Annotated in this window: 18 protein-coding genes; 8 read left to right on the forward strand and 10 right to left on the reverse strand. The window is 65.5% G+C overall.

Annotation, left to right across the window (positions count from 1 at the left end; translation table 11 throughout):
- Window positions 1-41: 41 nt before the first annotated feature.
- Window positions 42-1,271, reverse strand: a complete 1,230-nt coding sequence (gene hemW / locus SB749_RS17765; protein WP_410711465.1) for a radical SAM family heme chaperone HemW — start codon at window positions 1,269-1,271, stop codon at window positions 42-44.
- A complete protein-coding gene (lepA, locus tag SB749_RS17770) occupies window positions 1,272-3,140 on the reverse strand; it encodes a translation elongation factor 4 (RefSeq protein WP_253903700.1) in 1,869 nt (622 codons plus the stop codon).
- A 162-nt stretch (window positions 3,141-3,302) separates the two neighbouring features.
- Here lepA and SB749_RS17775 point away from each other — a divergent pair, with 162 nt between their 5' ends.
- From SB749_RS17775 to rpsT, 3 genes are all read left to right on the forward strand, one after another.
- Window positions 3,303-4,067 carry an endonuclease/exonuclease/phosphatase family protein gene (locus tag SB749_RS17775; RefSeq protein WP_410711466.1) on the forward strand — a complete coding sequence of 255 codons (765 nt, stop codon included), beginning with the start codon at window positions 3,303-3,305 and terminating at the stop codon, window positions 4,065-4,067.
- A 102-nt stretch (window positions 4,068-4,169) separates the two neighbouring features.
- Window positions 4,170-4,784, forward strand: a complete 615-nt coding sequence (locus tag SB749_RS17780; RefSeq protein ID WP_410711467.1) for a type II toxin-antitoxin system PemK/MazF family toxin — start codon at window positions 4,170-4,172, stop codon at window positions 4,782-4,784.
- Between the two features lie 245 nt (window positions 4,785-5,029).
- The gene (rpsT, locus tag SB749_RS17785) at window positions 5,030-5,290 is read left to right on the forward strand and encodes a 30S ribosomal protein S20 (protein WP_139467376.1); all 261 of its coding nucleotides are present in this window, start codon (window positions 5,030-5,032) and stop codon (window positions 5,288-5,290) included.
- A gap of 128 nt (window positions 5,291-5,418) precedes the next feature.
- Here the strand turns inward: rpsT and holA are convergent, their stop codons facing one another.
- From holA to SB749_RS17810, 5 genes are all read right to left on the reverse strand, one after another.
- Window positions 5,419-6,402, reverse strand: coding sequence for a DNA polymerase III subunit delta (gene holA / locus SB749_RS17790; protein WP_410711468.1), 984 nt, complete (start codon window positions 6,400-6,402; stop codon window positions 5,419-5,421).
- Window positions 6,403-6,461: 59 nt separating this feature from the next.
- The gene (locus tag SB749_RS17795; RefSeq protein ID WP_410711469.1) at window positions 6,462-8,684 is read right to left on the reverse strand and encodes a ComEC/Rec2 family competence protein; all 2,223 of its coding nucleotides are present in this window, start codon (window positions 8,682-8,684) and stop codon (window positions 6,462-6,464) included.
- Between the two features lie 100 nt (window positions 8,685-8,784).
- On the reverse strand, window positions 8,785-9,717 hold the full coding sequence (locus SB749_RS17800) for a helix-hairpin-helix domain-containing protein (RefSeq protein WP_410711470.1): 933 nt from the start codon (window positions 9,715-9,717) through the stop codon (window positions 8,785-8,787).
- A 127-nt stretch (window positions 9,718-9,844) separates the two neighbouring features.
- Window positions 9,845-10,720, reverse strand: a complete 876-nt coding sequence (locus SB749_RS17805) for a DegV family protein (protein WP_410711471.1) — start codon at window positions 10,718-10,720, stop codon at window positions 9,845-9,847.
- Window positions 10,717-12,024 (reverse strand): UDP-glucose dehydrogenase family protein, encoded by a 1,308-nt coding sequence (locus SB749_RS17810; RefSeq protein WP_410711472.1) that lies wholly within the window; start codon window positions 12,022-12,024, stop codon window positions 10,717-10,719. The genes SB749_RS17805 and SB749_RS17810 overlap by 4 nt, the downstream gene beginning before the upstream one ends.
- Before the next feature lie 95 nt (window positions 12,025-12,119).
- On the opposite strand from SB749_RS17810, the gene SB749_RS17815 reads away from it, so the two are divergent.
- On the forward strand, window positions 12,120-12,836 hold the full coding sequence (locus tag SB749_RS17815) for a hypothetical protein (protein ID WP_410711473.1): 717 nt from the start codon (window positions 12,120-12,122) through the stop codon (window positions 12,834-12,836).
- 3 nt (window positions 12,837-12,839) lie between these two features.
- Here SB749_RS17815 and nadE read toward each other — a convergent pair whose 3' ends face one another.
- A complete protein-coding gene (gene nadE / locus SB749_RS17820; protein WP_410711474.1) occupies window positions 12,840-13,673 on the reverse strand; it encodes an ammonia-dependent NAD(+) synthetase in 834 nt (277 codons plus the stop codon).
- Between the two features lie 99 nt (window positions 13,674-13,772).
- Window positions 13,773-16,688, reverse strand: a complete 2,916-nt coding sequence (gene leuS / locus SB749_RS17825; RefSeq protein WP_410711475.1) for a leucine--tRNA ligase — start codon at window positions 16,686-16,688, stop codon at window positions 13,773-13,775.
- Between the two features lie 189 nt (window positions 16,689-16,877).
- Here leuS and SB749_RS17830 point away from each other — a divergent pair, with 189 nt between their 5' ends.
- Together SB749_RS17830 and SB749_RS17835 are read left to right on the forward strand one after the other, a co-directional pair.
- The gene (locus tag SB749_RS17830) at window positions 16,878-18,686 is read left to right on the forward strand and encodes an AMP-dependent synthetase/ligase (protein ID WP_410711476.1); all 1,809 of its coding nucleotides are present in this window, start codon (window positions 16,878-16,880) and stop codon (window positions 18,684-18,686) included.
- 262 nt (window positions 18,687-18,948) lie between these two features.
- Window positions 18,949-19,992 carry a glutathione S-transferase C-terminal domain-containing protein gene (locus SB749_RS17835; protein WP_410711609.1) on the forward strand — a complete coding sequence of 348 codons (1,044 nt, stop codon included), beginning with the start codon at window positions 18,949-18,951 and terminating at the stop codon, window positions 19,990-19,992.
- A 102-nt stretch (window positions 19,993-20,094) separates the two neighbouring features.
- On the opposite strand, the gene SB749_RS17840 is transcribed toward SB749_RS17835, so the two are convergent.
- Window positions 20,095-20,910 (reverse strand): DedA family protein, encoded by an 816-nt coding sequence (locus tag SB749_RS17840; protein WP_410711477.1) that lies wholly within the window; start codon window positions 20,908-20,910, stop codon window positions 20,095-20,097.
- Between the two features lie 126 nt (window positions 20,911-21,036).
- On the opposite strand from SB749_RS17840, the gene SB749_RS17845 reads away from it, so the two are divergent.
- Both SB749_RS17845 and SB749_RS17850 read left to right on the forward strand, forming a co-directional pair.
- The gene (locus SB749_RS17845) at window positions 21,037-22,074 is read left to right on the forward strand and encodes a YhjD/YihY/BrkB family envelope integrity protein (protein WP_410711478.1); all 1,038 of its coding nucleotides are present in this window, start codon (window positions 21,037-21,039) and stop codon (window positions 22,072-22,074) included.
- 55 nt (window positions 22,075-22,129) lie between these two features.
- Entirely contained in the window at window positions 22,130-23,557 is a 1,428-nt protein-coding gene (locus tag SB749_RS17850) for a glyceraldehyde-3-phosphate dehydrogenase (protein ID WP_139467387.1), read from the forward strand.
- Window positions 23,558-23,670 lie beyond the last annotated feature (113 nt).

A 23,670-nucleotide genomic window follows, 5' to 3' on the forward strand; every position in this document is an offset into this window, starting at 1 on the left:
CGGTGTATTGCCTAGTACGAAAGACTCGAACGGACGTCGGCTCACACGTATTCGGTGAGGATGCGCACCATATAGTCGGCCATGAGACGTCCCTGCAGAGTCGGCTGGAACCAGCCGGCTGCGGCGCCATCGGCGTCGAGAAGCCCCTGCCGGACGAAGGTGCTGATCGCCTGTTCGCTGCCTGGAGCCAGAGAATCCAGGCGCAGCTCACGGTCGATCCTGGCCGCCAGCATGATCCGTTCGATCTCCCGGGTCTGAACGTCGAGGACCTCACGACCGATCGACGGGGACTCCCCCGCCAACAGCCGATCGGCCCAGGCCCGGGGGTGTTTGGCATTCCAGAACCGCACGCCTCCGACATGTGAGTGAGCTCCGGGCCCGAACCCCCACCAGTCGGCATTGCGCCAATAGGCCATATTGTGCTCACAGCGGGTCTCGGGACCGGCCGACCAGTTGCTCACTTCGTACCAGTGCAGACCGGCGGCGGAGATCGCGGCATCGGCGATCTCGTATTTGTCGGCCAAGTCGTCCTCATCGGGCATCGGCAGTTCGCCGCGGCGGACCATCACGCCCATCTTCGTTCCCGGTTCGACGATGAGGGAATATGCCGAGATATGATCGACCTCGTTGGACAGGGCCACGTCGAGAGAGCGACGCCAATCGTCGATCGACTCCCCCGGAGTGCCGTAGATGAGGTCGAGGCTGAGTTCGAGACCGGCGTCCTTGACCCAGCGGGCCACCTCGGGGATCTTCTCCGGATCGTGGGTGCGGTCCAAGGTCGCGAGCACGTGCGGCACGGCCGACTGCATGCCCATGGAGATGCGGTTGAAACCGGCTCCGGCAAGGGTCGCGATGTAGGCGGGATCCAAGGTGTCGGGGTTGGCTTCGGTGGTGACTTCGACATTCTCGGCCAGGCGGAAGCGGGCGCGGACATCGTCCATCACCCCGGCGAGCACATCCGCTGCGAGCAAGGTCGGGGTGCCTCCGCCGAAGAAGATCGTCGAGATCTCACGATCGCCGGCCCCTGCCTCGGCGAGGGTGGACACGGACAGATCGAGCTCACGGGCGAGATTGCTGCGGTAGTCCTCCCGGGACGCGCCCGGGCCGAGGTCGTCGGCGGTATAGGTGTTGAAATCGCAGTAGCCGCAGCGGACCCGGCAGTACGGGACGTGGATGTAGAGGCTCAGCCCCCGCTCGGCAGCCCCGATCCCCACCGATGTCGGCAGCGAACCGTCGCGCGGAGGGACCTCACCGGTCGGTTGTGCGGGCACTTACTTCTTGCTGTCCTTCGTCTCCGGCTCGTCGGAGGACAGGGCCGCGATGAACGCCTCCTGCGGAACCTCGACGGTGCCGACCATCTTCATCCGCTTCTTGCCTTCCTTCTGCTTCTCGAGCAGTTTGCGCTTACGGCTGATGTCGCCGCCGTAGCACTTCGAAAGCACGTCCTTGCGGATGGCGCGGATCGTCTCGCGGGCGATGATGCGTGAGCCGATGGCCGCCTGGATGGGCACCTCGAACTGCTGACGCGGGATGAGCTTGCGCAGCTTCCCGGCCATCGCCACACCGTAGGAGTAGGCGTTGTCGCGGTGGACGATCGCGGAGAATGCGTCGACCTGGTCGCCGTGCAGCAGGATGTCGACTTTGACGAGGTCGGAGGCGTCCTGCCCGTCGTCGGAATAGTCGAGGGAGGCGTAGCCCTTGGTCCGGGACTTCAGCTGGTCGAAGAAGTCGAAGACGATCTCCGCCAACGGCAGACGGTAGCGGATCTCCACACGATCCGAGGACAGGTAGTCCATGCCCTGGAGTTTGCCTCGGCGATCCTGGCACAGTTCCATGACCGCGCCGATGTAGTCGCTGGGGGTGAGGATGGTCGCCTGCACCATCGGTTCCCGGACTTCCTTGATCTTGCCCGTCGGGTATTCGCTCGGGTTCGTCACCACGGTCTCCGAACCGTCTTCCATGGTCACGTCGTAGATCACGGACGGGGCGGTGGAGATGAGGTCGAGATCGAACTCCCGTTCCAGGCGGTCGCGCAGCACTTCGAGATGGAGGAGACCGAGGAATCCGCAGCGGAAGCCGAAGCCCAGAGCCGTCGAGGTCTCGGGTTCGTAGGCGAGAGAGGCGTCGTTGAGTTTGAGTTTGTCCAGCGCATCGCGCAGCACCGGGTAGTCGGACCCGTCGATCGGGAAGAGTCCGGAGAACACCATCGGTTTGGGCTCGCGGTAGCCGCCGAGGGCCTCCGTCGCGGGTCCCGCAGCGGCGGTGACGGTGTCGCCGACCTTCGACAGGCGCACATCCTTGACACCGGTGATGAGGTAGCCGACCTCGCCGACGCCCAGTCCCTTCGTCGCCTTGGGCTCGGGCATGGAAGCGCCGATCTCCAGCAGCTCATGGGTGGTGCCGGTCGACATCATCTCGATCTTCTCGCGCGGGGACAGAGAGCCGTCGATGACACGGACATAGGTGACCACGCCGCGGTAGGTGTCGTAGACGGAGTCGAAGATCATCGCGCGGGCCGGGGCCTCGGCATCGCCGACGGGCGCGGGGATATCGGTGATGATGCGGTCGAGGACCTCCTCGACGCCTTCGCCGGTCTTGCCGGACACGAGCAGGCAGTCCTCAGGTTCGCAGCCGATGAGGTTGGCGAGCTCTTCCGCGTACTTCTCCGGCTGTGCGGCCGGCAGGTCGATCTTGTTGAGCACGGGAATGATCGTCAGATCGTTCTCCATGGCCAGGTACAGGTTGGCAAGCGTCTGAGCTTCGATGCCCTGAGCGGAGTCGACGAGCAGCAGCGCACCTTCACAGGCGGCCAGGGACCGCGAGACCTCGTAGCTGAAGTCGACGTGCCCGGGAGTGTCGATCATGTTGAGCGCATACGGGGTGTCCTCGTGTTCCCACGGCATGCGCACGGCCTGGGATTTGATGGTGATTCCGCGTTCGCGTTCGATGTCCATCCGGTCGAGGTACTGGGCGCGCATATCGCGGTTCTCGACGACGCCGGTCATCTGGAGCATGCGATCGGCCAGGGTCGACTTGCCGTGGTCGATATGAGCGATGATGCAGAAATTGCGAATCAGCTCGGGTGAGGTGGCAGACGGTGAGATCCGCTTTGCAGCTTCCTTATTCACCTGAGGTGACATGAACGCCCTTTCTTTGACAGACCAGGTCCCCAGACAGACCGGATCCCCCATTGTTTCATGACTTGCGCGCGGACCTGGAATCCACGGACATGCACGTCGTGATCGTCCGTGTCTTTCGCGATTCGCCCCCACCGAGGAGTGCCGATCGGGGAAGATGGAGTCATGAGCGAATTCCGGGTCATGAGCTTCAACCTCCGCTATCCCGCGATGGACGGTCATCCGGTGGCCGAGCGGCTGCCGATCGCCGCCGAACTCATCCGGCGCGCACGTCCGCACCTCATCGGCACCCAGGAGGGCGAACTCGACCAGCTCGAGACGCTCATCAGCCTGCTGCCCGAGGAGTACATCTGGCTCGGAGAGGGCCACTCCGGCGGCAACTCCGGCGAGTTCACAGCCGTGATCCTCGATTCGAAGCGCTTCGACGTGGAAGCCGTGGACATCAGCTGGCTGTCCGAACAGCCCGACACCGTGGCCTCGGAATCGTGGGGAGTCTCGCATGCGCGCACACTGACGACGGTCGATGTCTGTGACCTCGAATCCGACCGGAGTCTGCGTGTGCTCAACACCCACCTCGATCACAAGTCCGAGCGCGCCCGTCTCGAGTCCGGTCGGATCATGGCCGAGACCATCGCCGAGGCGACCCATCCCTGCGTGGTCACCGGTGACTTCAATGTCGCCACCGGCTCCCCGGTCTACGACTTCTTCTGCACCGAGCTCGGCCTCACCGACACCGCCGCCGAGGTCCCCGGTGAGGACATCGGCACCTTCCACCGCTACAAGGGTCCGAAGGCCGGCGAGCCGCGCATCGACTGGATCCTCACGACCCCGGGCCTGCGCACACTGTCCACGCGCATCGACACGTTCGAGGTCGACGGGAAGTACCCTTCCGACCATTTCCCCGTCGAGGCGGTCCTCGAATTCTCGTGACCGTGACGGCTCGTTCGCCGGACCACGACGGCTCGTGCGCTTGACCGGGTCGGCACACGGATCTCTGCAGCTTGTGACAGCCGGCTCGTTTAGGCTGGACATATGAATTGGAAATCACTGGTCAATCGGGCCGCGAGAATCGGTGTCCGCGAAGGGCTGCGCTACCTGCGTCAATCGCAGTCGAAGAAGAACTCCGGAGGCGCATCGCAGCCGACGGATGCCCGCCGGCCGAATCCTGCACGGTCCGGCGGTGGAGGTGCCGCCTCGGCGGGTTCTGCCGATCGTTCCGCCTCGGGCGGCCAGGGCGGATCCGGCGCGTATCCCGGCGATTACAGGGGCTCCATCACGGTCAGCTACTCCCCCGACCTCGACGGCGACGCCGATCCGGGCGAAGTCGTCTGGGGGTGGGTCCCCTTCGAGGAGGACTACTCGCAGGGCAAGGATCGACCGTCTCTCGTCGTCGGACGTGACGGCAGATGGGTGCTCGCGCTCATGCTCACCAGCCAGGATCACATCCCGGGCGGCGTCGGCGAGGTCCGAGAGGATCGGCACGCGAAGTGGATGAACATCGGCACCGGGGACTGGGATTCGCAGGGTCGGCCCTCGGAGCTCCGCCTCGATCGCATCATCCGGCTCGATCCCGATTCGATCCGCAGGGAAGGCGCGATCATGCCCCGCGACGTCTTCGACCGGGTGGCCGAGCACATCTCCGACTGAGACCCGGCAGACCTGCCGAGCGGAGCCGTCATCTTCCCTGCGCTGCTGGGCGCGCAGGGATTTCCAGCCCGGGACTCGAGCCTGTATCATAGGTGATTGTGTCTTCATCAAGGCGTGTGTCTCGCCGAGGTCGGGTGAAGACGCCGTCGGATTCGATGTCGTCGATGTGTTTCCCCGCGGAGATGATCATGTCGGTTCGATGCGCCCTCACGACCATGTACCACTAACACGAAAGAGTGTTGAAATTGGCTAATATCAAGTCCCAGATCAAGCGGATCAAGACCAACGAGAAGGCTCGTCAGCGCAATAAGGCTGTTCGGTCCGAGGTTCGGTCCTACGTCCGCGTCGTTCGCGAGAACATTGCTGCCGGCAACAAGGAAGAGGCACAGCAGGCTTATGCTGTGGCTGCCCGCAAGCTCGACAAGGCTGTTTCGAAGGGTGTTCTGCACAAGAACAACGCTGCGAACCGCAAGTCGCGCCTGGCCACGCAGATCAACGCTCTCTGAGCACGACTGAGGCTATAGCTTCACGGGGTCCGAACCACACGGTTCGGACCCCGTTCTCTTCCCCTATTACTACCTGACGGCGGCCCAGCAACCTCGCGCGAGGTTGCTGGGCCGCCGTCAGGTAGTAATTAGCGGGTTTTGGCTAGGCGGGCGACTTCTGAGACGAACCATTCGACGGCGTAGACGGGGTCGCGTCCCCCGCCCTTGACAGCCGCATCGGCCTCGGCTGCGGCGATGAGCGACTGGCCGAGCGCCACCTCATTCCACCGCCTCACCTCACGGCGGGCCCGATCGACCTGCCACGGAGCCATCTTCAACTCGGAAGCCAGCTCGCCGCTGGTGCCTGAGAAACCCTGCACCTTCGCCATGCCGCGCAGCTTCATCGCGACTGCCGCTACCAGCGGGACCGGGTCGGACCCCGTCGACAGGGCATGCCTGAGCAGGCTGAGTGCGTTCTTCGCGTCTCCGGCCACTGCCGCATCGGCGACCTTGAAGCCCGTGGCTTCGACACGGCCGCCGTAGTACTGGTCGACGACCTCGGCGGTGATCGTGCCCTCGGTGTCTTCGATGAGCTGGTCGACTCCGGCATTGAGTTCGGCGAGGTCGGAGCCCAGCGCCGACATGAGCGCGGCCATTCCCGCTTCGTCGATGCGCCGCTTCGCGGCCTTGAACCGAGTCTGCGCGAACTTCGCCCGATCGCTTTCGTTCTTCAGCACCGCCGCGTCGATGCGGGGATAACCGGCGGAATCGAGTTTCTTGATGAGCTTCGCTCCCCGATTGCCGCCGGCGTGCAGCAGCACGACGACGGCGTCATCGTTCGGAGCGTCCAGATAGGCCAAAGCGTCACTCAGGAAGTCCTCCGAGCACTTTTCGACCGCATCGACGACGATGAGCTTCGAGGACGAGAACAGAGACGGTGAAGCCGCCATCGCCAACTCGCCGGCCTGGTACCCGGCAGCGTCGAATTCGATCTCTTCGGGATCCTGTTTCCGTGCGGCCGACACGATGCGGTCCTTGGCCATGCGCACGAGCACCGATTCGCCACCGGAGATCATGACGACAGGGGCCGGTTTCGCCGAGCTCCACGGGATCAGGGTCTTCTTCACTGCCATGGCCCCAGCCTATCGCGGCGGCCCGACATGGCCGGCATGGCGGACCGGCACCCGCCACCTCATCCCTTGTCCTCCGGACACCTGTGACCCGTGCTGAATCGACTCTGCGCGTAGAGCGCAACCGAACCGCAGTGATCGGTGCGCAGCACTGGCACGGGACCGAAGGAGCGCAGCGACTTCTCACTCGGATGCCCGTAGCTGTTCTCCCCCACCGAGACGATGCCGAGCCCGGGAGCCGCGGCCGTGAAGAACTCGGGTGCCAGATCGGAGGAACCGTGGTGCGGTGCGACGAGCACATCCACCGGCTGCACCTGTTGGGCGAGCACGTACTGCTCCTCGGCTCCGACGTCGCCGGGCAGCAGAGTGCTCAGCCCCTTCTGTGCGACCCGCACCACCAGGGAGTCTTCGTTGCGCAGCTCCTCGTCCTCTGCCGCAGGGACCGAGCGCAGGGGCGGCCACAGCACCTCCAGACTCGCCGTCTCAAAGGTCAGCGTCTCGCCGCGGTGGGTGGGGACCGCCTCGGCGCCGGTGTCAGCGATCACGCGCCGGGCCTCGGGCGAAGTCGCGACGTTCGCGGAGACGAACAGCCGGTCGGCCTTTCGCCCCCATGTCGTGCCCGCATAGCCGGCGAAATGGTCGGCGTCGAAGTGGGAGATGAGCAGATCGAATTCCTCGATCCCGGATTCGTCGAGGCAGGTGTCGATGGGTTTTGGCTCGCGCCCCGTGTCGACGACGAGGCCCCGACCCTCACCGAGGTTGATCACCGCGGCGGACCCCTGACCGACATCGCAGACGAGAACCAACCATTCCCCGGCCGGCGGCTTCGACCTCACCGAAACGATGACGGCGGCGGTGAGCAGGCAGCACAGAACGAGGACGGGCAGACCCCAGAGGCGACGACGGACGAGCATCCACGTCCCGGCCACTGCGAGGCCGAGCAGACCGAGCGCCAGCAGCGTTCCGACCGGCGGCACCGGCCAGTCCAGCGCCGCTCCCGGCAGCGCGGCGCAGACTCGGGCGACGAGGACGATCCACCAGGCCGGGAAGGACCCGATCCACGCCAGCAGGGCCGAGACGAAGTCGGCTCCGGGCACACCTGCCGTCGCGATGCCGGTGGCCACGAGGCTGAGGAAACCTGCCACCGTCGCCGGCATGACCGCCGGTGCGGCCGCGGCGTTGGCAGCCACCGACCACAGACCGATGCGCGGGTCGATCGCCACGAGCACCGGGGTGCACGCAAGCTGGGCGACGAAGGGCACGATGAGCGCGGTCACGAGCACCGTGGGCGCCAGCGGCAGGTGCACGGCGAGACGGCGCAGCAGGACCGGGACGACGAACATGATCGCAGCCGTGGAGACCACGGACAGGACGAACCCCACCGAGGTGGCCAACACCGGCACGAACGCGAGCAGCAGGCTCGCCGTCGAGCACATGACCGCGACCGGGGAGATCCCGCCGCCGCGCAGGAAGACGAGTGCCGCGGCGATCGCCATTCCGGCCGCGCGGATGGCGCTGGGTTCGAATCCGACGATGAAGACGTAGCCGAGGCAGGTGAGCACACCGATGCTCACGCGCAGCCGTGGGCCGGCTCGGCAGGCTCCGGCGAGCAGTCCGGCACCGAGGCTGACGATCGTGACGTTGCTGCCCGATACGGCCGAGACGTGGGTGAGGGAGACGACCCGCATATCGTCGACCATCCGGTCGTCCTGAGGCGAGGTGTCACCGACCACGAGTCCGGGCAGAAGCCGTCCTCCGTCATTGCCAGCGGCGAGAGAATCGACGCGGAGTTCGGTGCGCAGCCTCTCACGCCACTGCCACAGTCGGTTCGGTTCTTCGAGCACCTGTGGTTCCGCCTCAGTCGAGCGGATGTCGTCGAGGCGCTGAGTGCGCATCCGCACGGTCGCTCCGTCGACGGCGGTCTCAGGACTGAGCACGTGGGTGAATCCGGTGGGGGTGAGCAGGGTCAGTCGCGTCCAGCCGGACGCTCCGGGCTCACTGTGGCCGACGACGAGCCCCGTGGTCTCGACCTCATCGTCCGGTCCGTGAGCGGCAGCCAGGGCGGTGATCTGGATCGTCAGCAGACAGGTGAAGACGAGGACACCGACACCGAGGTGGTGGTGCCGTCGCAGGATCACGATACCGAGGAGTCCGAGCACGGGAACGCCGAAGAGCACCCACGGCTCCGGTGACAGGAGTGCGCTGGCCCAGAGGCCGGCGGCACAGCAGAGGAGGCGGACGGAACCCGGCCACAGCGCCGCCCGCTCCCGTACCCAAGCGACCACGGACCCGCACCTTTTTCGCAGGGCAATGAGTCTGCGCTCCCACGCCTGCTGCCGAGATCGCCACGTTCGCAGCCGTGTGCGTACGGCTGCGGGGACCGGGTCAGCCGACGGTGACAAGGTCTTTGAGGCTTTCGAAGGTCTTCGGCCCGATGCCTTTGACGAGCAGCAGATCCTCGACGCTCGCGAACGGCTGCTGGCTGCGGTGGCTGATGATCGCCTCGGCGGTGACGGGTCCGACCCCGGGCAGCGTCTCCAGGGTGGTGGCGTCGGCGGTGTTGAGATCGACCTTCCCCGCCTGGCCGGGTGCCCCACCACTCGCCGCGGCGGATGAATCGGCGGTTCCCGGCGAACCGGCGTCTCCACCCGCGCCCGCTCCCCCACTTCCGTCCGAACCGGTTCCGTCCTGACCGGTCCCGTTCGCCTCGGCACCATCGACGTCGGCTGCCGGTTCCTCTCCTTCTGCCGGGATGTGGATCTGCTCACCGTCGGCGACCACGCGCGCCAGATTCACCGCTTCACTGTCGGCTCCTGCGCTCAGCCCGCCGGCGGCTTCGACAGCGTCTTGGACCCTCGCACCCGCCTTCAGCGTGACCACGGAGGGGTCGTTGACCGCTCCGGTGATATGGACGATCACTTCCCCGTTCGCATTCGCCGACTTCGCCGAGGCGGCTCCTTCCTGTCCTGCGGCTGCTCCCGCTGTTCCCTCGGCCGACCCCTCACCGGTTTCGCCTATTTCACCTCCCTCGCTGGTCGCGCCAGGCGACTGACCGGCTTCCGTACCTTGGCTGGGATCGCCACCGCTGCCCACGGGCGAATGCTGTGGTGCGGGGCGGAAGAGGAGGAAGGCGAGGACGAGGATTCCGACCGTGGCGATGCCGAGAGCCGCCAGCACGGGCAGACGCACGCGACGGGGTTCGACGGGTTCTTCGTCACCGGCGGTGTCGGCGGTGTAGACGTCGCCCGGCACCCAACCGCCGCGCTCGGCACTGGCGCCCAGGAGGCCGGCGAAACGATCATCCGGAGACACAGCCATGGTCCGAGGTTAGGGAGCGCCGGCACACGGCGGCCAGGGCGGAATCGTCGCCTGTGGACAGCGCATCTGCGTCCACAGGGCAGAGGTGATCAAGTCACCCGAGCATCCCCAGGCATGAGTGTGTGAGTCAGGGCGTGGTCTGCACGGTCACACCGACCGTGCCGGGTCCGACATGCGCGGTGATGATCGTCGACAGCGTCCTGAACGAGGAGTCGAATCCGAGCTCGCGCAGCCGCGAGCTCAGCAGTTCGGCATCCGCGGTGTCCATCTCCCCTTCGGCGTTCTGGACCTCGACGTGCACGGTGTCCTCGGGATCGGCCACCTCGGCGGCGGCCTGCGCGGCCAGGGCGACGATCTTCTCCAGGGCTTTGGTGCGAGTGCGTACACGGGCGAGCGGAACGACGACTCCGGCGCTGAGACCGAGCACGGGGACGATCTGGAGAGCCCTGCCGAGCAAGGAGGACGCGGCGCCGATCCGGCCGCCTCGGAGCAGGTGTTCGAGGCTGCCGGGGGCGAACACGGAGCGGGTCTCCGCCGCGCACCAGTCGGCGATGGTTCCGGCAATCGATTCGGCGTCGAGTCCCTGCCTGATCCCGGCTACCGCCACGGACAGTGCCCCAGCCAATCCCGCCGAGGTGGTCCTCGAGTCGACGACATCGATGAGGATGTCCTCGGCTTCGGCGGCATTGACCGCGGAATCGCGGGTGCCCGAGAGCTCCGCGGACATGGTCACGACGATGATGGCTTCGGCACCGTCCTCGCGCAGCCGTGCATAGGCGTCGGCGAACTGAGCCGGGGTGGCCATGGACGTGGTGACCTCGACTCCGTCGGTCATCGTCGCGCACAGGTGCCCGGCATCGACCTCACCGTCGGCGAAGGCGACACCGCCGATGAGCACGGTCAGCGGCACCACGGCGAAGAGACCGCCGGTGGCCTCGCTGAGCTCTTCGCGTTCGTCAGCGGAGAGCTGCGCCGTGGAGTCGGTGACCAGTCCGATCCTCATGGACGGCCCAAAGCCCGATACGTCCAGCCCGCTGCCCGCCACAGTTCGGGAGTGAGCACATTGCGGCCGTCGACGAGCACCTTCCCACTCACGAGTTCGGCGGTCGCCGCCGGGTCGAGGTCGCGGTATTCGCGCCATTCCGTCAGCAGCAGCACGGCTTGCGCCCCGGTGATCGCCACGGCGGTGTCGGCGACGTAGTCGAGTTCGGGGAACGACTTCTGCGCATTGCCGATCGCCTGCGGATCGGTGACGGTGACCAGCCCGCCCTGGGTGGCGATGAGTCTGGCCACGGCCAGGGCCGGCGAGTCGCGGACGTCGTCGCTGTCGGGCTTGAACGCGGCACCGAGGATGGTGATCTTCTTGCCGATGAACGACCCGCCCAGGGCATCGCGGGCGATGTCGACCATCCGCACACGACGGCGCATGTTGATCGAGTCGATCTCCTTGAGGAACGCCACCGCCTGATCGGCGCCGAGTTCCCCGGCCCTGGCCATGAAGGCGCGGATGTCCTTGGGCAGGCATCCGCCGCCGAAGCCGAGCCCGGCGTTGAGGAATTTGCGGCCGATCCGGTCATCCATGCCGATCGCGTCGGCGAGCTGGGTGACATCGGCTCCCGATGCTTCACAGAGTTCGGCCATGGCATTAATGAATGAGATCTTCGTGGCGAGGAACGAGTTCGCCGCGGTCTTGACCAGCTCGGCGGTCGCGAAGTCGGTGATCATCCGAGGAGTGTCGTCGGCGAGGATCGAGGCGTAGACCTCGTCGAGGGTTGTGGCCGCGGCCTGCCCGGGTTCGCCGTCGGCGACTCCGTAGACGAGACGATTCGGGTGGAGGGTGTCCTCGACGGCATGGCCCTCTCGCAGGAATTCCGGGTTCCACATCATGGCGGCGCCGGTGTCGGCGATGTTTCCGGCCAGTCGCTCGGCGGTGCCTACGGGAACGGTCGACTTTCCCACAACCACCGACGTCGCAGTCAGGTGCGGGTGCAGCGATTCCACGGCCGCATCGACATAGGTGACATCGGCGGCGAACTCACCGGGCTTCTGCGGAGTGCCTACGCATACGAAGTGCACGGCGGCGTCGGCGGCGCGGGAGACATCGGTGGTGAATTCGAGTTTTCCGCGCTCCTGAGCCTTCACGAGGAGTTCACTCAGTCCCGGTTCGTAGAAGGGCGGACGACCGGAAGTCAGGGCCTCGACCTTCTCCGTGTCGACATCGACTCCCGTGACATCATGGCCCAGAGACGCCATGGCCGCCGCATGGACCGCGCCCAGATATCCGCAACCGATGACTGAAATCTTCAAACCGAGCTCTCCTGGGTATTGGCATGCGTTTTCGACCACACTATATGCCACCCGGTTGCACGATATGTGGAGGTTGAAACAGTAGGCTTGGAATTGTGAAGCGTTTCCTTGATTTCCTCACCAACTCACCGGCGGCCGTGACGTTTGCGGTGCTCACCGTGCTCGGCATCATCGCCTTCGCCATCCCCGGGCTGCACTCTGCGGCCTGGATCATCGGACTCGTGCTGTGCCTCGGCGTGATCGCCGCGCTGCTGATGTTCCACGGCGAATGGCGACGAGCCCAACAGCAGATCGACGCACTGCGCCAGCAGCTCAGCGTCGAGCGCGGTCGGATGGACACTCTCGGACTGACCCCGGTGGAGGACACGGTCGAGCTGCTTCCCGATGAGCGTCGCGCCCGTCGCATCCTCGAGCTCATCCCGGATTCGTCGGGCCTCGTCCAGTCCCTGCGACTCGATGCGACCTTCGCCACCGTCGCCGTCGACGAACTCGAGCCGCTCACCACCTTCTGTGCCGAGTTCAAGAAGGTCAGCTTCGACAACCCGCGTTCGCACACCGCGTTCATGAACCTCTATCGGGCAGCCGAGGGCCTGTCGATCTGGGTGAAGGAGGAGACCCAGGTCTCCCCCGATGATGCCGGCACCCGTGAGATCCGTCCCGGCGATGCCCGCAAGGACGGCTGGCGCGGCTACACCGAGGCTCAGAGCCGGGGCGAACGCCTCAGCGACGACCTCGTCTCCTCCCGGTGGGAGTTCAACCAGACGGCCCTCGAACTCGGACTCGTCTCAGGCACGCCGCCGTTCAACGACTGAGGCTCAGTGCCGGATCCACCAGGAATCGACCGGAGCCACAGGTGTGCGGCGTTTATGCTCTGAGCGGCGGTACTTCTCGATGAGCGCCGAGGCGGCCGCGGGCTCGATCGCCTTCCCCTCGAGGAAGTCATCGATCTGGTCATAGGTCAGACCCAGCGACGATTCGTCCGTCTGCCCGGGTTCGTCATCGAGCAGATCCGCGGTGGGGACCTTGACGATGAGATGTTCGGGAGCGCCGAGGTGGCGCAGCAGTTCCCGTCCCTGCCGTTTGTTCAGACCTGCCAGGGGGATGACGTCGGCCGCGCCGTCGCCGAACTTTGTGAAGAACCCGGTGACCGCCTCGGCGGCGTGGTCCGTGCCGACGACGAGCGCCTTCTTCTCCCCTGCCAGCTCGAACTGCGCGATCATCCGCATCCGGGCCTTGACGTTGCCCTTGCCGAAATCGGTGATCATCTCTCCGGTGGCCTTCTCGTACTCCTCGGCGGCCGCATCCGTGGCGGCGCCGATGTTGATCGCCAGCTCATGATCGGCGGCGATGAACGACAGAGCATTCTGGGCATCGGCCTCATCGGTCTGCACATGGTGAGGCAGGCGCACGGCCCAGAACTCGGCATCGGCCCCGCGGCGGCGCAGGTCCTCCACCGCCAGCTGGCAGAGCCTGCCGGCCAGTGTGGAGTCCTGCCCGCCGCTGATGCCGAGCACGAGACCTCTGGCTCCGGTGGTGAGCACATAGTCGACAAGGAACTCGACACGGCGGGCGATCTCCGTCGCCGGGTCGATCTGCGGTCGTACGCCGAGGGCGTGCCGGATCTCGTCTTGAACTCTGTTGTTCGTCATGCTCTCACCAGTCGTAGTCGGGGACGAAGCGCCGCCGTCCGGCGCCCGCACTCATGCAGTCTCCCAGATGCCGTGTTACGGCGAAGTATCGGCCGGGGCTCAGGCGTCGGGGACGATGTTGACGAGCTTGGGGGCTCGCACGATCACCTTGCGAACTCCGGCGCCACCGAGGGCCTTGACGGCGTTCGGCGATTCGAGCGCCAGCTTCTCGAGCTCTTCTGCGGAGATGTCCGGGGCCACCTCGAGTCGTGCGCGCACCTTGCCTTTGACCTGGACCACGCAGGTCACGGTCTCGGCGACGAGGTGCTTCGGGTCCGCCTCGGGGAAGGCCGCATAGGTGACCGTCGACTCGTGTCCGAGACGTGACCACAGCTCTTCGGCCAGGTGCGGGGCGAAGGGCGCGAGCATGATCGTCAGCGGTTCGAGGACGTCCCGGGTCGCACCGCCCTGTTTGGTGGCATGGTTGGTGAGCACGATGAGCTTGGAGATCGCGGTGTTGAACCGCAGATGGTCCATGTCTTCGCGCACGCCGTCGATGACCTGGTGGAGGACCTTGAGCGATTCGGCGTCGGCCTCACCGACTGCGACCACGGACTCGCCGGTGGTCTCGTCGACGAAGAGTCGCCACACGCGCTGCAGGAACCGCTGTGCGCCGACGACGGCGCGGGTGTCCCAGGGACGGTCCTGCTCCAGCGGGCCCATCGACATCTCATAGACGCGGAAGGTGTCGGCACCGAAGGCGTCGTACATCTCGTCGGGCATGACGGAGTTCTTCAGCGATTTGCCGATCTTTCCGTACTCCCGATTGACCTGTTCGCCGTCGTACCAGAACGTCAGCTCACCGTTCGATTCGGTCCTCTCCTCCACCTCGGCGGCGGGGACGTAGACACCGCGGGAATCGGTGTACGCATAGGCCTGGATGTATCCCTGGTTGACTAAGCGGTGGAACGGCTCGGACGAGGAGATGTGCCCGAGGTCGAAGAGGATCTTGTGCCAGAAGCGGGCATAGAGCAGGTGGAGCACAGCGTGCTCCTGCCCGCCGACGTAGAGGTCGGCGCCGCCGCGCGGCTTCGAGGCCCGCGGTCCCAGCCAGTACTTCTCGTTGGCGGGGTCGACGAGGCGGTCGTCGTTGTGCGGGTCCGCGTAGCGCAGCTGGTACCACGAGGATCCGGCCCAGTTGGGCATCGTGTTCGTCTCACGCTGGTAGGTCTTCGGACCGTCGCCGAGGTCGAGTTCGATGCTCGTCCATTCCTGGTTCCGGCTCAGCGCCGGTTCGGGACGGCTGTCGGCATCGTCGGGCGCGTAGGTCCGCGGTGCGAAATCGTCGACTTCGGGCAGCTGGACGGGTAGCATCTCGTCAGGCAGAGCGATCGGGGTTCCGTTCTCGTCGTAGACGATCGGGAACGGTTCGCCCCAGTATCGCTGGCGCGAGAACAGCCAGTCGCGCAGGCGGTACTGGGTGGACTCGGTGGCCAGTCCCTTGTCCTTCAGCCATTCGGTCACCCGGGCCTTCGCCGCGTCGATCTCGAGGCCGTTGATGTCGATCTCGCCATTGGCCGAGTTGATCATCACGCCGGTGCCGGTGAAGGGCGCGTCCTCGTCGTGGTCGGCGGGAGGCTGCACGGTGCGGATATAGGGCAGTCCAAACACCTTTGCGAAGTCCCAGTCACGGGCGTCTTCGGCCGGCACGGCCATGATCGCTCCGGTGCCGTAGCCCATGAGCACATAGTCGGCGATGAAGATCGGAACCTGTGCCCCGGTGGCCGGGTTGAGCGCATAGGAGCCGGTGAAGATGCCGGTCTTCTCCCGGCTCTGCTGCCGGTCGGCGTCGGTCTTGGCCGCAGCGGCGCGCTGGTAGGCGGCGATCGCCTCGGCGGGGGTTGCCTCTCCCCCGCGCCAGGACTCGGGGGTGGACTCATCCCAGGACTCAGCGGTCAGGTCGGCGACCTGCGGGTGTTCGGGGCTGAGGACGAGGTAGGTGGCGCCGAACAGGGTGTCCGGGCGGGTGGTGTAGACCTCGATGTCGGACGCATCGTCACCGGCGATGGGCAGGCGCAGCAGGGCGCCCTTCGACCGGCCGATCCAATTGACCTGCATCGCATGGATCGCATGCGGCCAGTCCAGTACGTCAAGGTCGTCGATGAGGCGGTCGGCGTAGGCGGTGATGCGCATGTTCCACTGGCGCAGACGGCGGGTGAATACCGGGTAGTTTCCGCGCTCGGACAGCCCCTCGGCGGTGACCTCTTCATTGGCCAGCACGGTGCCCAGTCCGGGGCACCAGTTGACCGGGGATTCGGAGACGTAGGCGAGGCGGTAGCCCTGCAGGACGTTCTCGCGCTCCGCCGGGCTCAGCTCCGACCAGGCGCGACCGTCGGGTGTGGGGCGCGCACCCGAGGCGAACTGCTCGATGAGCGTGTCGATCGGACGAGCCGCGCCCTTGGCTTCACCATCGGGGGTGGTCGCCTCGGTGTCGTACCAGGAGTTGAAGATCTGCAGGAAGATCCACTGCGTCCATCTGACGAATTCGTCGTCTGTCGTGGCGAAGCGACGGCGCACGTCATGGGCCAGCCCCAGGCGACGCAGCTGCTCGGTCATGTTCGCGATGTTGGCATCGGTGGTGATGCGCGGGTGCTGACCGGTCTGCACCGCGTAGAGATCGGCGGGCAGTCCGAAGGCGTCGTAGGACAGGGCGTGCATGACATTGTGTCCGCGCATCCGCTGATAGCGGCCGTAGACGTCGGTGCCGAGGTAGCCCAGCGGGTGGCCGACGTGCAGTCCCACACCGGAGGGGTACGGGAACATGTCCATGATGTACAGGGACTCGCGCTCGCTGAGGTCGGCCGGCGGACCGTAGGGCGACGAAGCATCCTGGGAGTCAAGCTCGCCGAGGTCTCCGGTGGGGTTCGGGGTGTGGAACGTGCCCGATTCCTCCCAAGTGCGCTGCCACGACTTCTCGATCTTCTCGGCCAGCGCCGCGTCATAGCGGAAACCGGTCTCCTCAGGGTTCGTCGTCATTACCTTCCTTCGCTGAACAGACGTGAGCGGGTTCTGACCATCGTACTCTGAACGCCCCTTGATTCGACTTGGTTAGACTGCTCACAGGTCAGCGGACGCCGGTTATCTCGGCAAACGTGATCGATTTCACTGAGACCCGGCCGAACTGTAAGATAACCGAGCAGTAACTTACGTCCTCGAAGGAGAGTCATGAGCTCAACGACCATGCCGCAGTCGTCAACACCCGTCGTCGGTTTCGAGGTCGATACCGCCTCGTCGACCACCGATATCTTCCTCAGCACAGTCGCTGATAACCCCAGCCGCCCTCTGGTCGCCAAGCCCGACGGAGACGGTTGGAACGAACTGACCGCGGCCGAATTCCTCGCAGAGGTCAAGGCGGCCGCGAAGGGGCTCATCGCCTTGGGCGTGGGAGTCGGTGACCGGATCGCGATCTTCGGCCCCACCTCGTATGAGTGGACGCTCAGCGACTATGCCATCTGGTACGCCGGCGGAATCTCCGTGCCGTTCTACGACACCTCTTCGGGGAGCCAGCTCAGCTGGATGCTCACCGACGCCGATGTCACTCGTGGGCTCGTCGCATCACGCGAGCATGCCGATCGGGTGCGGGCGGCGGCCGAGACCGCCGGACGGGAAGAGCCGGCCCTGCGGGTCTGGGACGAAGGCGCTTTCGCCGATCTCACCGAAGCCGGCAAGGCCGTCACCGATGAAGAGCTCGAAGCCGCTCGCTCACAGGTCGGCTCCGATTCCGTGGCGACGATCATCTACACCTCCGGCACCACCGGAAAGCCCAAGGGCTGTGTGCTCACCCACGCGAACTTCGTGCAGACCGCCCAAGCCGCTCGCCACCAGATCCCCAGCGTTCTCGACACGAATATGCGCTGCCTGCTGTTCCTGCCGCAGGCTCACGTCTTCGCCCGATTCATCGAGGTCCTGGCCATCAGCAACGGCGCTCTGCTGGCCCACCAATCCGATCTGACGAAGCTCACCGACGCCATGGGCAGCTTCCGTCCCTCGTTCATCCTCGGTGTGCCCCGAGTCTTCGAGAAGGTCTTCAATTCCGCGCTGGCGACCGCTCAGGCAGGCGGCAAGGAGAAGATCTTCCGCCGCGCCGAGCAGGTCGCCGTCGCCTATTCGAAGGCACTCGACACCGGCAAGGTGCCGACCGGCCTCAAGCTCCAACATGCCCTGTTCGACAAGCTCGTCTATTCGAAGCTGCGCGCAGTCATGGGCGACAACGTCACCCATGCGGTCTCCGGCGGCGGCGCACTCGGCTCGCACCTCGGACACTTCTTCCGCGGACTGGGAATCATCGTCCTCGAAGGCTACGGACTCACCGAGACCACGGCCCCGATCACCGTCAACATTCCGGAGAAGTCGAAGATCGGAACCGTGGGCGTGCCGCTGCCGGGCGCCTCGGTGGCGATCGCTCCCGACGGTGAGATCCTGGCCAAGGGCGTGCCGGTCTTCCGCGAGTACTGGAACAATCCGGAGGCCACGGCCAAGGAGTTCCACGACGGCTGGTTCGGCACCGGTGACCTCGGCTCCCTCGATGACGACGGCTACCTCACGATCAACGGCCGCAAGAAGGAGATCATCGTGACCTCCAGCGGCAAGAACGTCGCCCCGGCTCCGCTCGAGGACGTGCTGCGTCGCCACCCGATCATCGGCCAGCCGGTGCTCGTCGGCGAGAACCGCAAATTCGTCTCGGCGCTGATCTTCCTCGATTCGGAGATGCTGCCGGGCTGGCTGAAGAACCATGATCTGCCCCAGATGGATCTGCGCGAAGCCGCCGAGGACGATGCGATCCAGGCCGAAGTGGCCAAGGCCGTCGAACAGATGAACAAGACCGTCTCACGCGCCGAAGGGGTCAAGAAGTTCACAATCCTGCCGATCGAACTCAGCGAGGAGAACGGCTACCTCTCCGCCAAGCAGTCGGTCAAGCGCCACCTCATCAACAAGGACTTCGCCGCCGAGATCGACGCGCTCTACGCCGGCTGACGCACAGCCGCTGTCGACCGAGGCACCATCGCTGTCGACCGCGGCACAGTCGCTGAACTCAGCCTGCGGGGTACGGCCCGGGCACGGACTCGAACGGTCCGTCCCGGGCCGTCGTCGTCCCGCCTCGGGGACGGTGGGCGGACTCCTCCCGATCGGGAGGGCACGGCAACGGTGACGGCGGGCCGCCTCGGCGAGGGCTTGCCTCAGCGTCGTAAGCTTGAGCGCAGAAGTCGAACTCATCGATCTCACTGGAGGCAGCGCCATGTCCGAGACCACCGATCACACTCCCAGCTACGTGACCGAAGGCGCGGAATACAACCGCGATACGAACTACATCGACGATCGCATCCTCAATGATCCGAACGCTCAGTGGCCCGTCGAACCGGGTCGGTATCGCCTCGTCGCCGCCCGCGCCTGCCCCTGGGCGAACCGGACGATCATCGTCCGTCGCCTCCTCGGCCTCGAGGACGTCATCTCCCTCGGCATGCCCGGCCCCACCCATGATGCGCGATCGTGGACGTTCGACCTCGACCCGGGCGGGGTGGATCCGGTGCTCGGCATCGAACGGCTGCAGCAGGCGTTCTTCGCCCGCTACCCGGACTATCCGCGCGGAATCACCGTGCCGGCCGTCGTCGATGTGCCCACCGGCGTCGTCGTCACCAACGACTTCCCGCAGATCACGGAGGACTTCTCCACTCAGTGGACCGACTATCACCGTGAGGGAGCACCGAATCTCTGGCCCGAAGAATCCCGGCAGGAGATGGAGAAGGTGATGCGGCTGATCTACACGGAGATCAACAACGGCGTCTACCGCTGCGGATTCGCCGGGTCCCAGGACTCCTACGATGCCGCATTCGATCGGCTGTTCACCGCTCTGGACACGATCGAGGATCGGCTCAGCCGGTCACGGTTCCTCATGGGAGAGACCATCACCGAGGCGGACGTGCGACTGTTCACGACACTCGTGCGCTTCGACCCCGTCTACTTCGGTCATTTCAAGTGCAACCGGCAGCCTCTCACGGCGTTCGAGAATCTGTGGGGCTACGCCCGTGACCTGTACCAGACGCCGGGCTTCGGTGACACCGTCGACTTCGTGCAGATCAAACAGCACTACTACATCGTCCACCAGGATGTGAACCCGACGCAGATCGTCCCGAAAGGCCCCGACCTCTCGGGTTGGCTCAGCGATCACGGTCGCGACCGGAAGTTCGGCGGATCCCCCTTCGGCGACGGCACCGCTCCCGGACCGGTCAAGCCCGGCGAAGAGGTTGCACCCGCGCATACCGCGGCGGCTTGGGTGAGCTGATGCTCGGATGAACTGCTCGCCCGGGGCCTGCTGGTCTTCGGGCGCGGCCGGCGCGCGGGCGCGCGGGCGAGGCGGTTCGATCTCAGGAGTCGAACTGGCTCATCAGGCGTCGAATTCGCCGGGCGCGATATGGTCGTTCTCCGTCGTATCGAGTCCGGCGGCCTCCTTCCTGCGCTGTTTGCGGACCTTGAGCACGATCCACGCGATGACGAAGACGACGACGGCGACGATGACGACGTTCTGGAAGTAGCCTGCGTAGGTCTCGACGACCGACCAGTTCTCGCCGAGGGTGAAGCCTGCGACGATGAGGATCGTGTTCCAGATCGTGCTGCCGGCCGTGGTCAGCAGCAGGAACTTGATCAGCCGCATGTCCCGCATGCCGGCGGGGATGGAGATGAGCGACCGGAAGATCGGGATCATCCGCCCGAAGAACACCGCCTTGTCCCCGTGCTTGTCGAACCAGTCGACGGTCTTGTGCACATCGTCGACGTCGACCAAAGGCATCTTCACCGCGATTCGGGCGATGCGTTCGATGCCGATCCACTTGCCCAGCGCCCACAGCAGAACCGCGCCGACGACCGAGCCGATCGTGGCGAAGACGATCGCGGCCACGATGTTCATCTGCCCCTGGCTGGAGGTGAATCCGGCCAGAGGCAGAACGAGCTCACTGGGGATGGGCGGGAAGATGTTGTCGAGGAAGACCATGAACCCGACACCGGCCGGCCCCAGGGTCTCCATGATCGTCACGGTCCAGGCCGAGAACCCGCTGAGATTGTCCGCAGCGCTGCCGCCGGCGGCGAGGACATCGGCAGGGACTCCGCCGGCAGGCAAGCCGGCTCCAGGCACGCCGGCGGAGAGAGCGTCGGTGGCAGCGGGCGCGGAATCGGCGGCTGAAGCGTGCGAATCAGTGAACAGCATGGTCAAAAGTCTAGATAAGGGCGCGGCCTGCCGCTCACAGTACGCTCACAGCGGCTAGTGTGGAAACGAACACCTCGGACCGGAATACGAACGCACCTTGCTGAAACGCATCGAAGGAGCATACACGTGGCACCTGCCAAAGTACTGGCCTCGCGCAACACCGTCGCTGAGGTCGGACACAATGCCGTCAACAAGCCCGGGCCCGCCCACCTCATGCGCGCCGTCCAGCGTTTCGGACAGCGTCTGGGAAATCAGTTCGGTGCCGCGATCACCTACTTCCTCGTCCTCGCGGTCATGCCCATTGCCATGGTCAGCTTGGCGAGCATCGGCTTCGTCCTCGACGTCGCCCGCCCCGAACTCCTGCCCGAAGTCACCAAGCAGATCGAAGCTTTCACGGCAGGCAACGAGACACTGACTGAGCAGCTCGAAAGCTACCTGCTGCAGTGGCAGGCAGTCGGAATGATCGGTATTCTCACCGGTCTCTACACGGGGCAGGGATTCATCGGCAACCTCGGTGCCGCGGTGCGGGCACAGCTGCACGACGACTTCGACGATGCCGTTCCGGAGAAGTCCTTCGTAGCCAAGGTCCTCAGCAATGTCGTCACTCTCATCGGACTTATCATCGGCCTGCTGCTGGCCGTGGCGCTCACCGTCGTCGGCACCGGCCTGCGCTCGATCATCGCCGATCTGCTCGGACTCTCCGGCTTCGCCGCGAGCCTGCTGTTCATCGTTCCGGTCATCCTGACGTTCGGGGCCGCCTGGCTGATCTTCTGGTTCCTGTTCACGATGCTGCCGGAGAAGCCGGTCGACAAACAGGCGAAGAACCGCGGCTCGCTCATCGGCGCAACCGCGTTCCTCATCCTCATCAATTTCTCCACGGTGCTCGTCAATCTCTTCTCCGGAAACAAGGCCGCCGGTGTGTTCGGATCGATCATCGCGATCATGCTCACGCTCAACGTCTTCGCCCGCATCATCCTGTTCATCGCCGCGTGGATCGGCACGGCGAAACCACCTCGGCCTCGTGAAGAGGAACAGGAGTACCGGTTCGTCGAACCGAAGGTGCAGGCGCAGAGCCTCGGAGCGCTCATCACCGGTGCGGGAATCGTGGCGTTGACCCTGCTGGGCTTCAAACGGTTCGAGGAACGCCGGTCGGATCGCGAATAGGCGAGACGGTAGACTGTTGGCGCATCCGTTATCACTGACCGAGGGGACACGACCTTTGACTGACGCTACGACTGCTCGCCTGGACGATTGGGCGAAGAAGCAGACCGCCGCCGAAGAACTCATTCCGCTAGTCGGACGCCTGTACCGTGAGAACGACGTTCTGCTGACCCTGTTCGGGCGGTCGCTGCTGAACAAGTCGGTGACCGGCATGATCAAGGCGCACCGCTACGCTCGCCACTTCCTCGGCGAAGAGCTCGACATCCAGATCACCCACCGCATCGTCAAGGCGCTGTCGGGACTCAACCTGGCACCGGCCCGCATCGATCTGGGCCGCCTCATCGAGAAGCTCGATGACCCGAACGCCGATGTCGACGCCTTCCTCGCCGCCGAGCTCGCCGAGGTCGTTCAGTCGCAGTCCGGCAAGGGCGAGGTCCGCGACGTCGTCCTCTACGGCTTCGGTCGCATCGGCCGCCTGCTCGCCCGCATCCTCATCGATCGCGCCGGTGGAACCGGTATGCGTCTGCGTGCGATCGTGGTGCGCCGCAATGGGGAGAACGACATCGTCAAGCGCGCCTCCCTGCTGCGCCGCGACTCGGTGCACGGCGCGTTCGACGGCAGCATCGTCGTCGACGAAGAGAACAGCACCATCCAGGCCAACGGCACCCTCATCCAGGTCATCTACTCGAATGACCCCTCGGAGGTCGACTACACCGCCTACGGAATCGACGACGCCATCATCGTCGACAACACCGGAAAGTGGCGCGACGAAGAGGGCCTGTCCAAGCACCTCGCCTGCCCCGGTGCGTCGAAGGTCCTGCTCACGGCTCCCGGCAAGGGCGATGTGAAGAACATCGTCTTCGGAGTCAACGACGACGCGATCCTCGACACGGACACCATCGTCTCGGCCGCATCCTGCACGACGAACGCGATCACCCCGGTGCTCAAGGCCATCAACGACAAGTTCGGTGTCCGCAACGGCCACGTCGAGACAGTCCACTCGTTCACCAACGACCAGAACCTCATCGACAACTTCCACAAGGGCTCCCGCCGCGGCCGTGCAGCCGGCCTCAACATGGTCCTCACCGAGACCGGTGCCGCCAAGGCCGTGGCCAAGGCTCTGCCTGAGCTGGCCGGGAAGCTTTCGGGCAACGCGATCCGCGTCCCCACCCCGAACGTGTCCATGGCGATCCTCAACCTCAACCTGGACAACGCCACCACCGTCGACGAGCTCAACACCTTCCTGCGCGAAGTGTCGATGCATTCGCCGCTGCGCAACCAGGTCGACTACGTCACCTCTCCCGAGCTCGTGTCCACCGACCTCGTCGGCTCCAAGCGGGCCGGTGTCGTCGACGGTCTGGCCACGATCGTCGATGAGGACCGCGTCGTCGTCTACGTCTGGTACGACAACGAGTTCGGCTACTCCTGCCAGGTCGTGCGCTGCGTGGCCAAGATGGCCGACGTCGACGTTCCGGCCTTTCCCTGATATCGCCGAGGCGGCCCACCGAACCGTTCGGATGAGCGTTCGGTGACCGGCTGAGACAGGCGCCCGGAGTCTTCCGACTCCGGGCGCTTTCGTCATTCACTGGCAGTGCCACG

The organism is Brevibacterium sp. SIMBA_078, assembly GCF_046534565.1.
Lineage (GTDB): Bacteria > Actinomycetota > Actinomycetes > Actinomycetales > Brevibacteriaceae > Brevibacterium.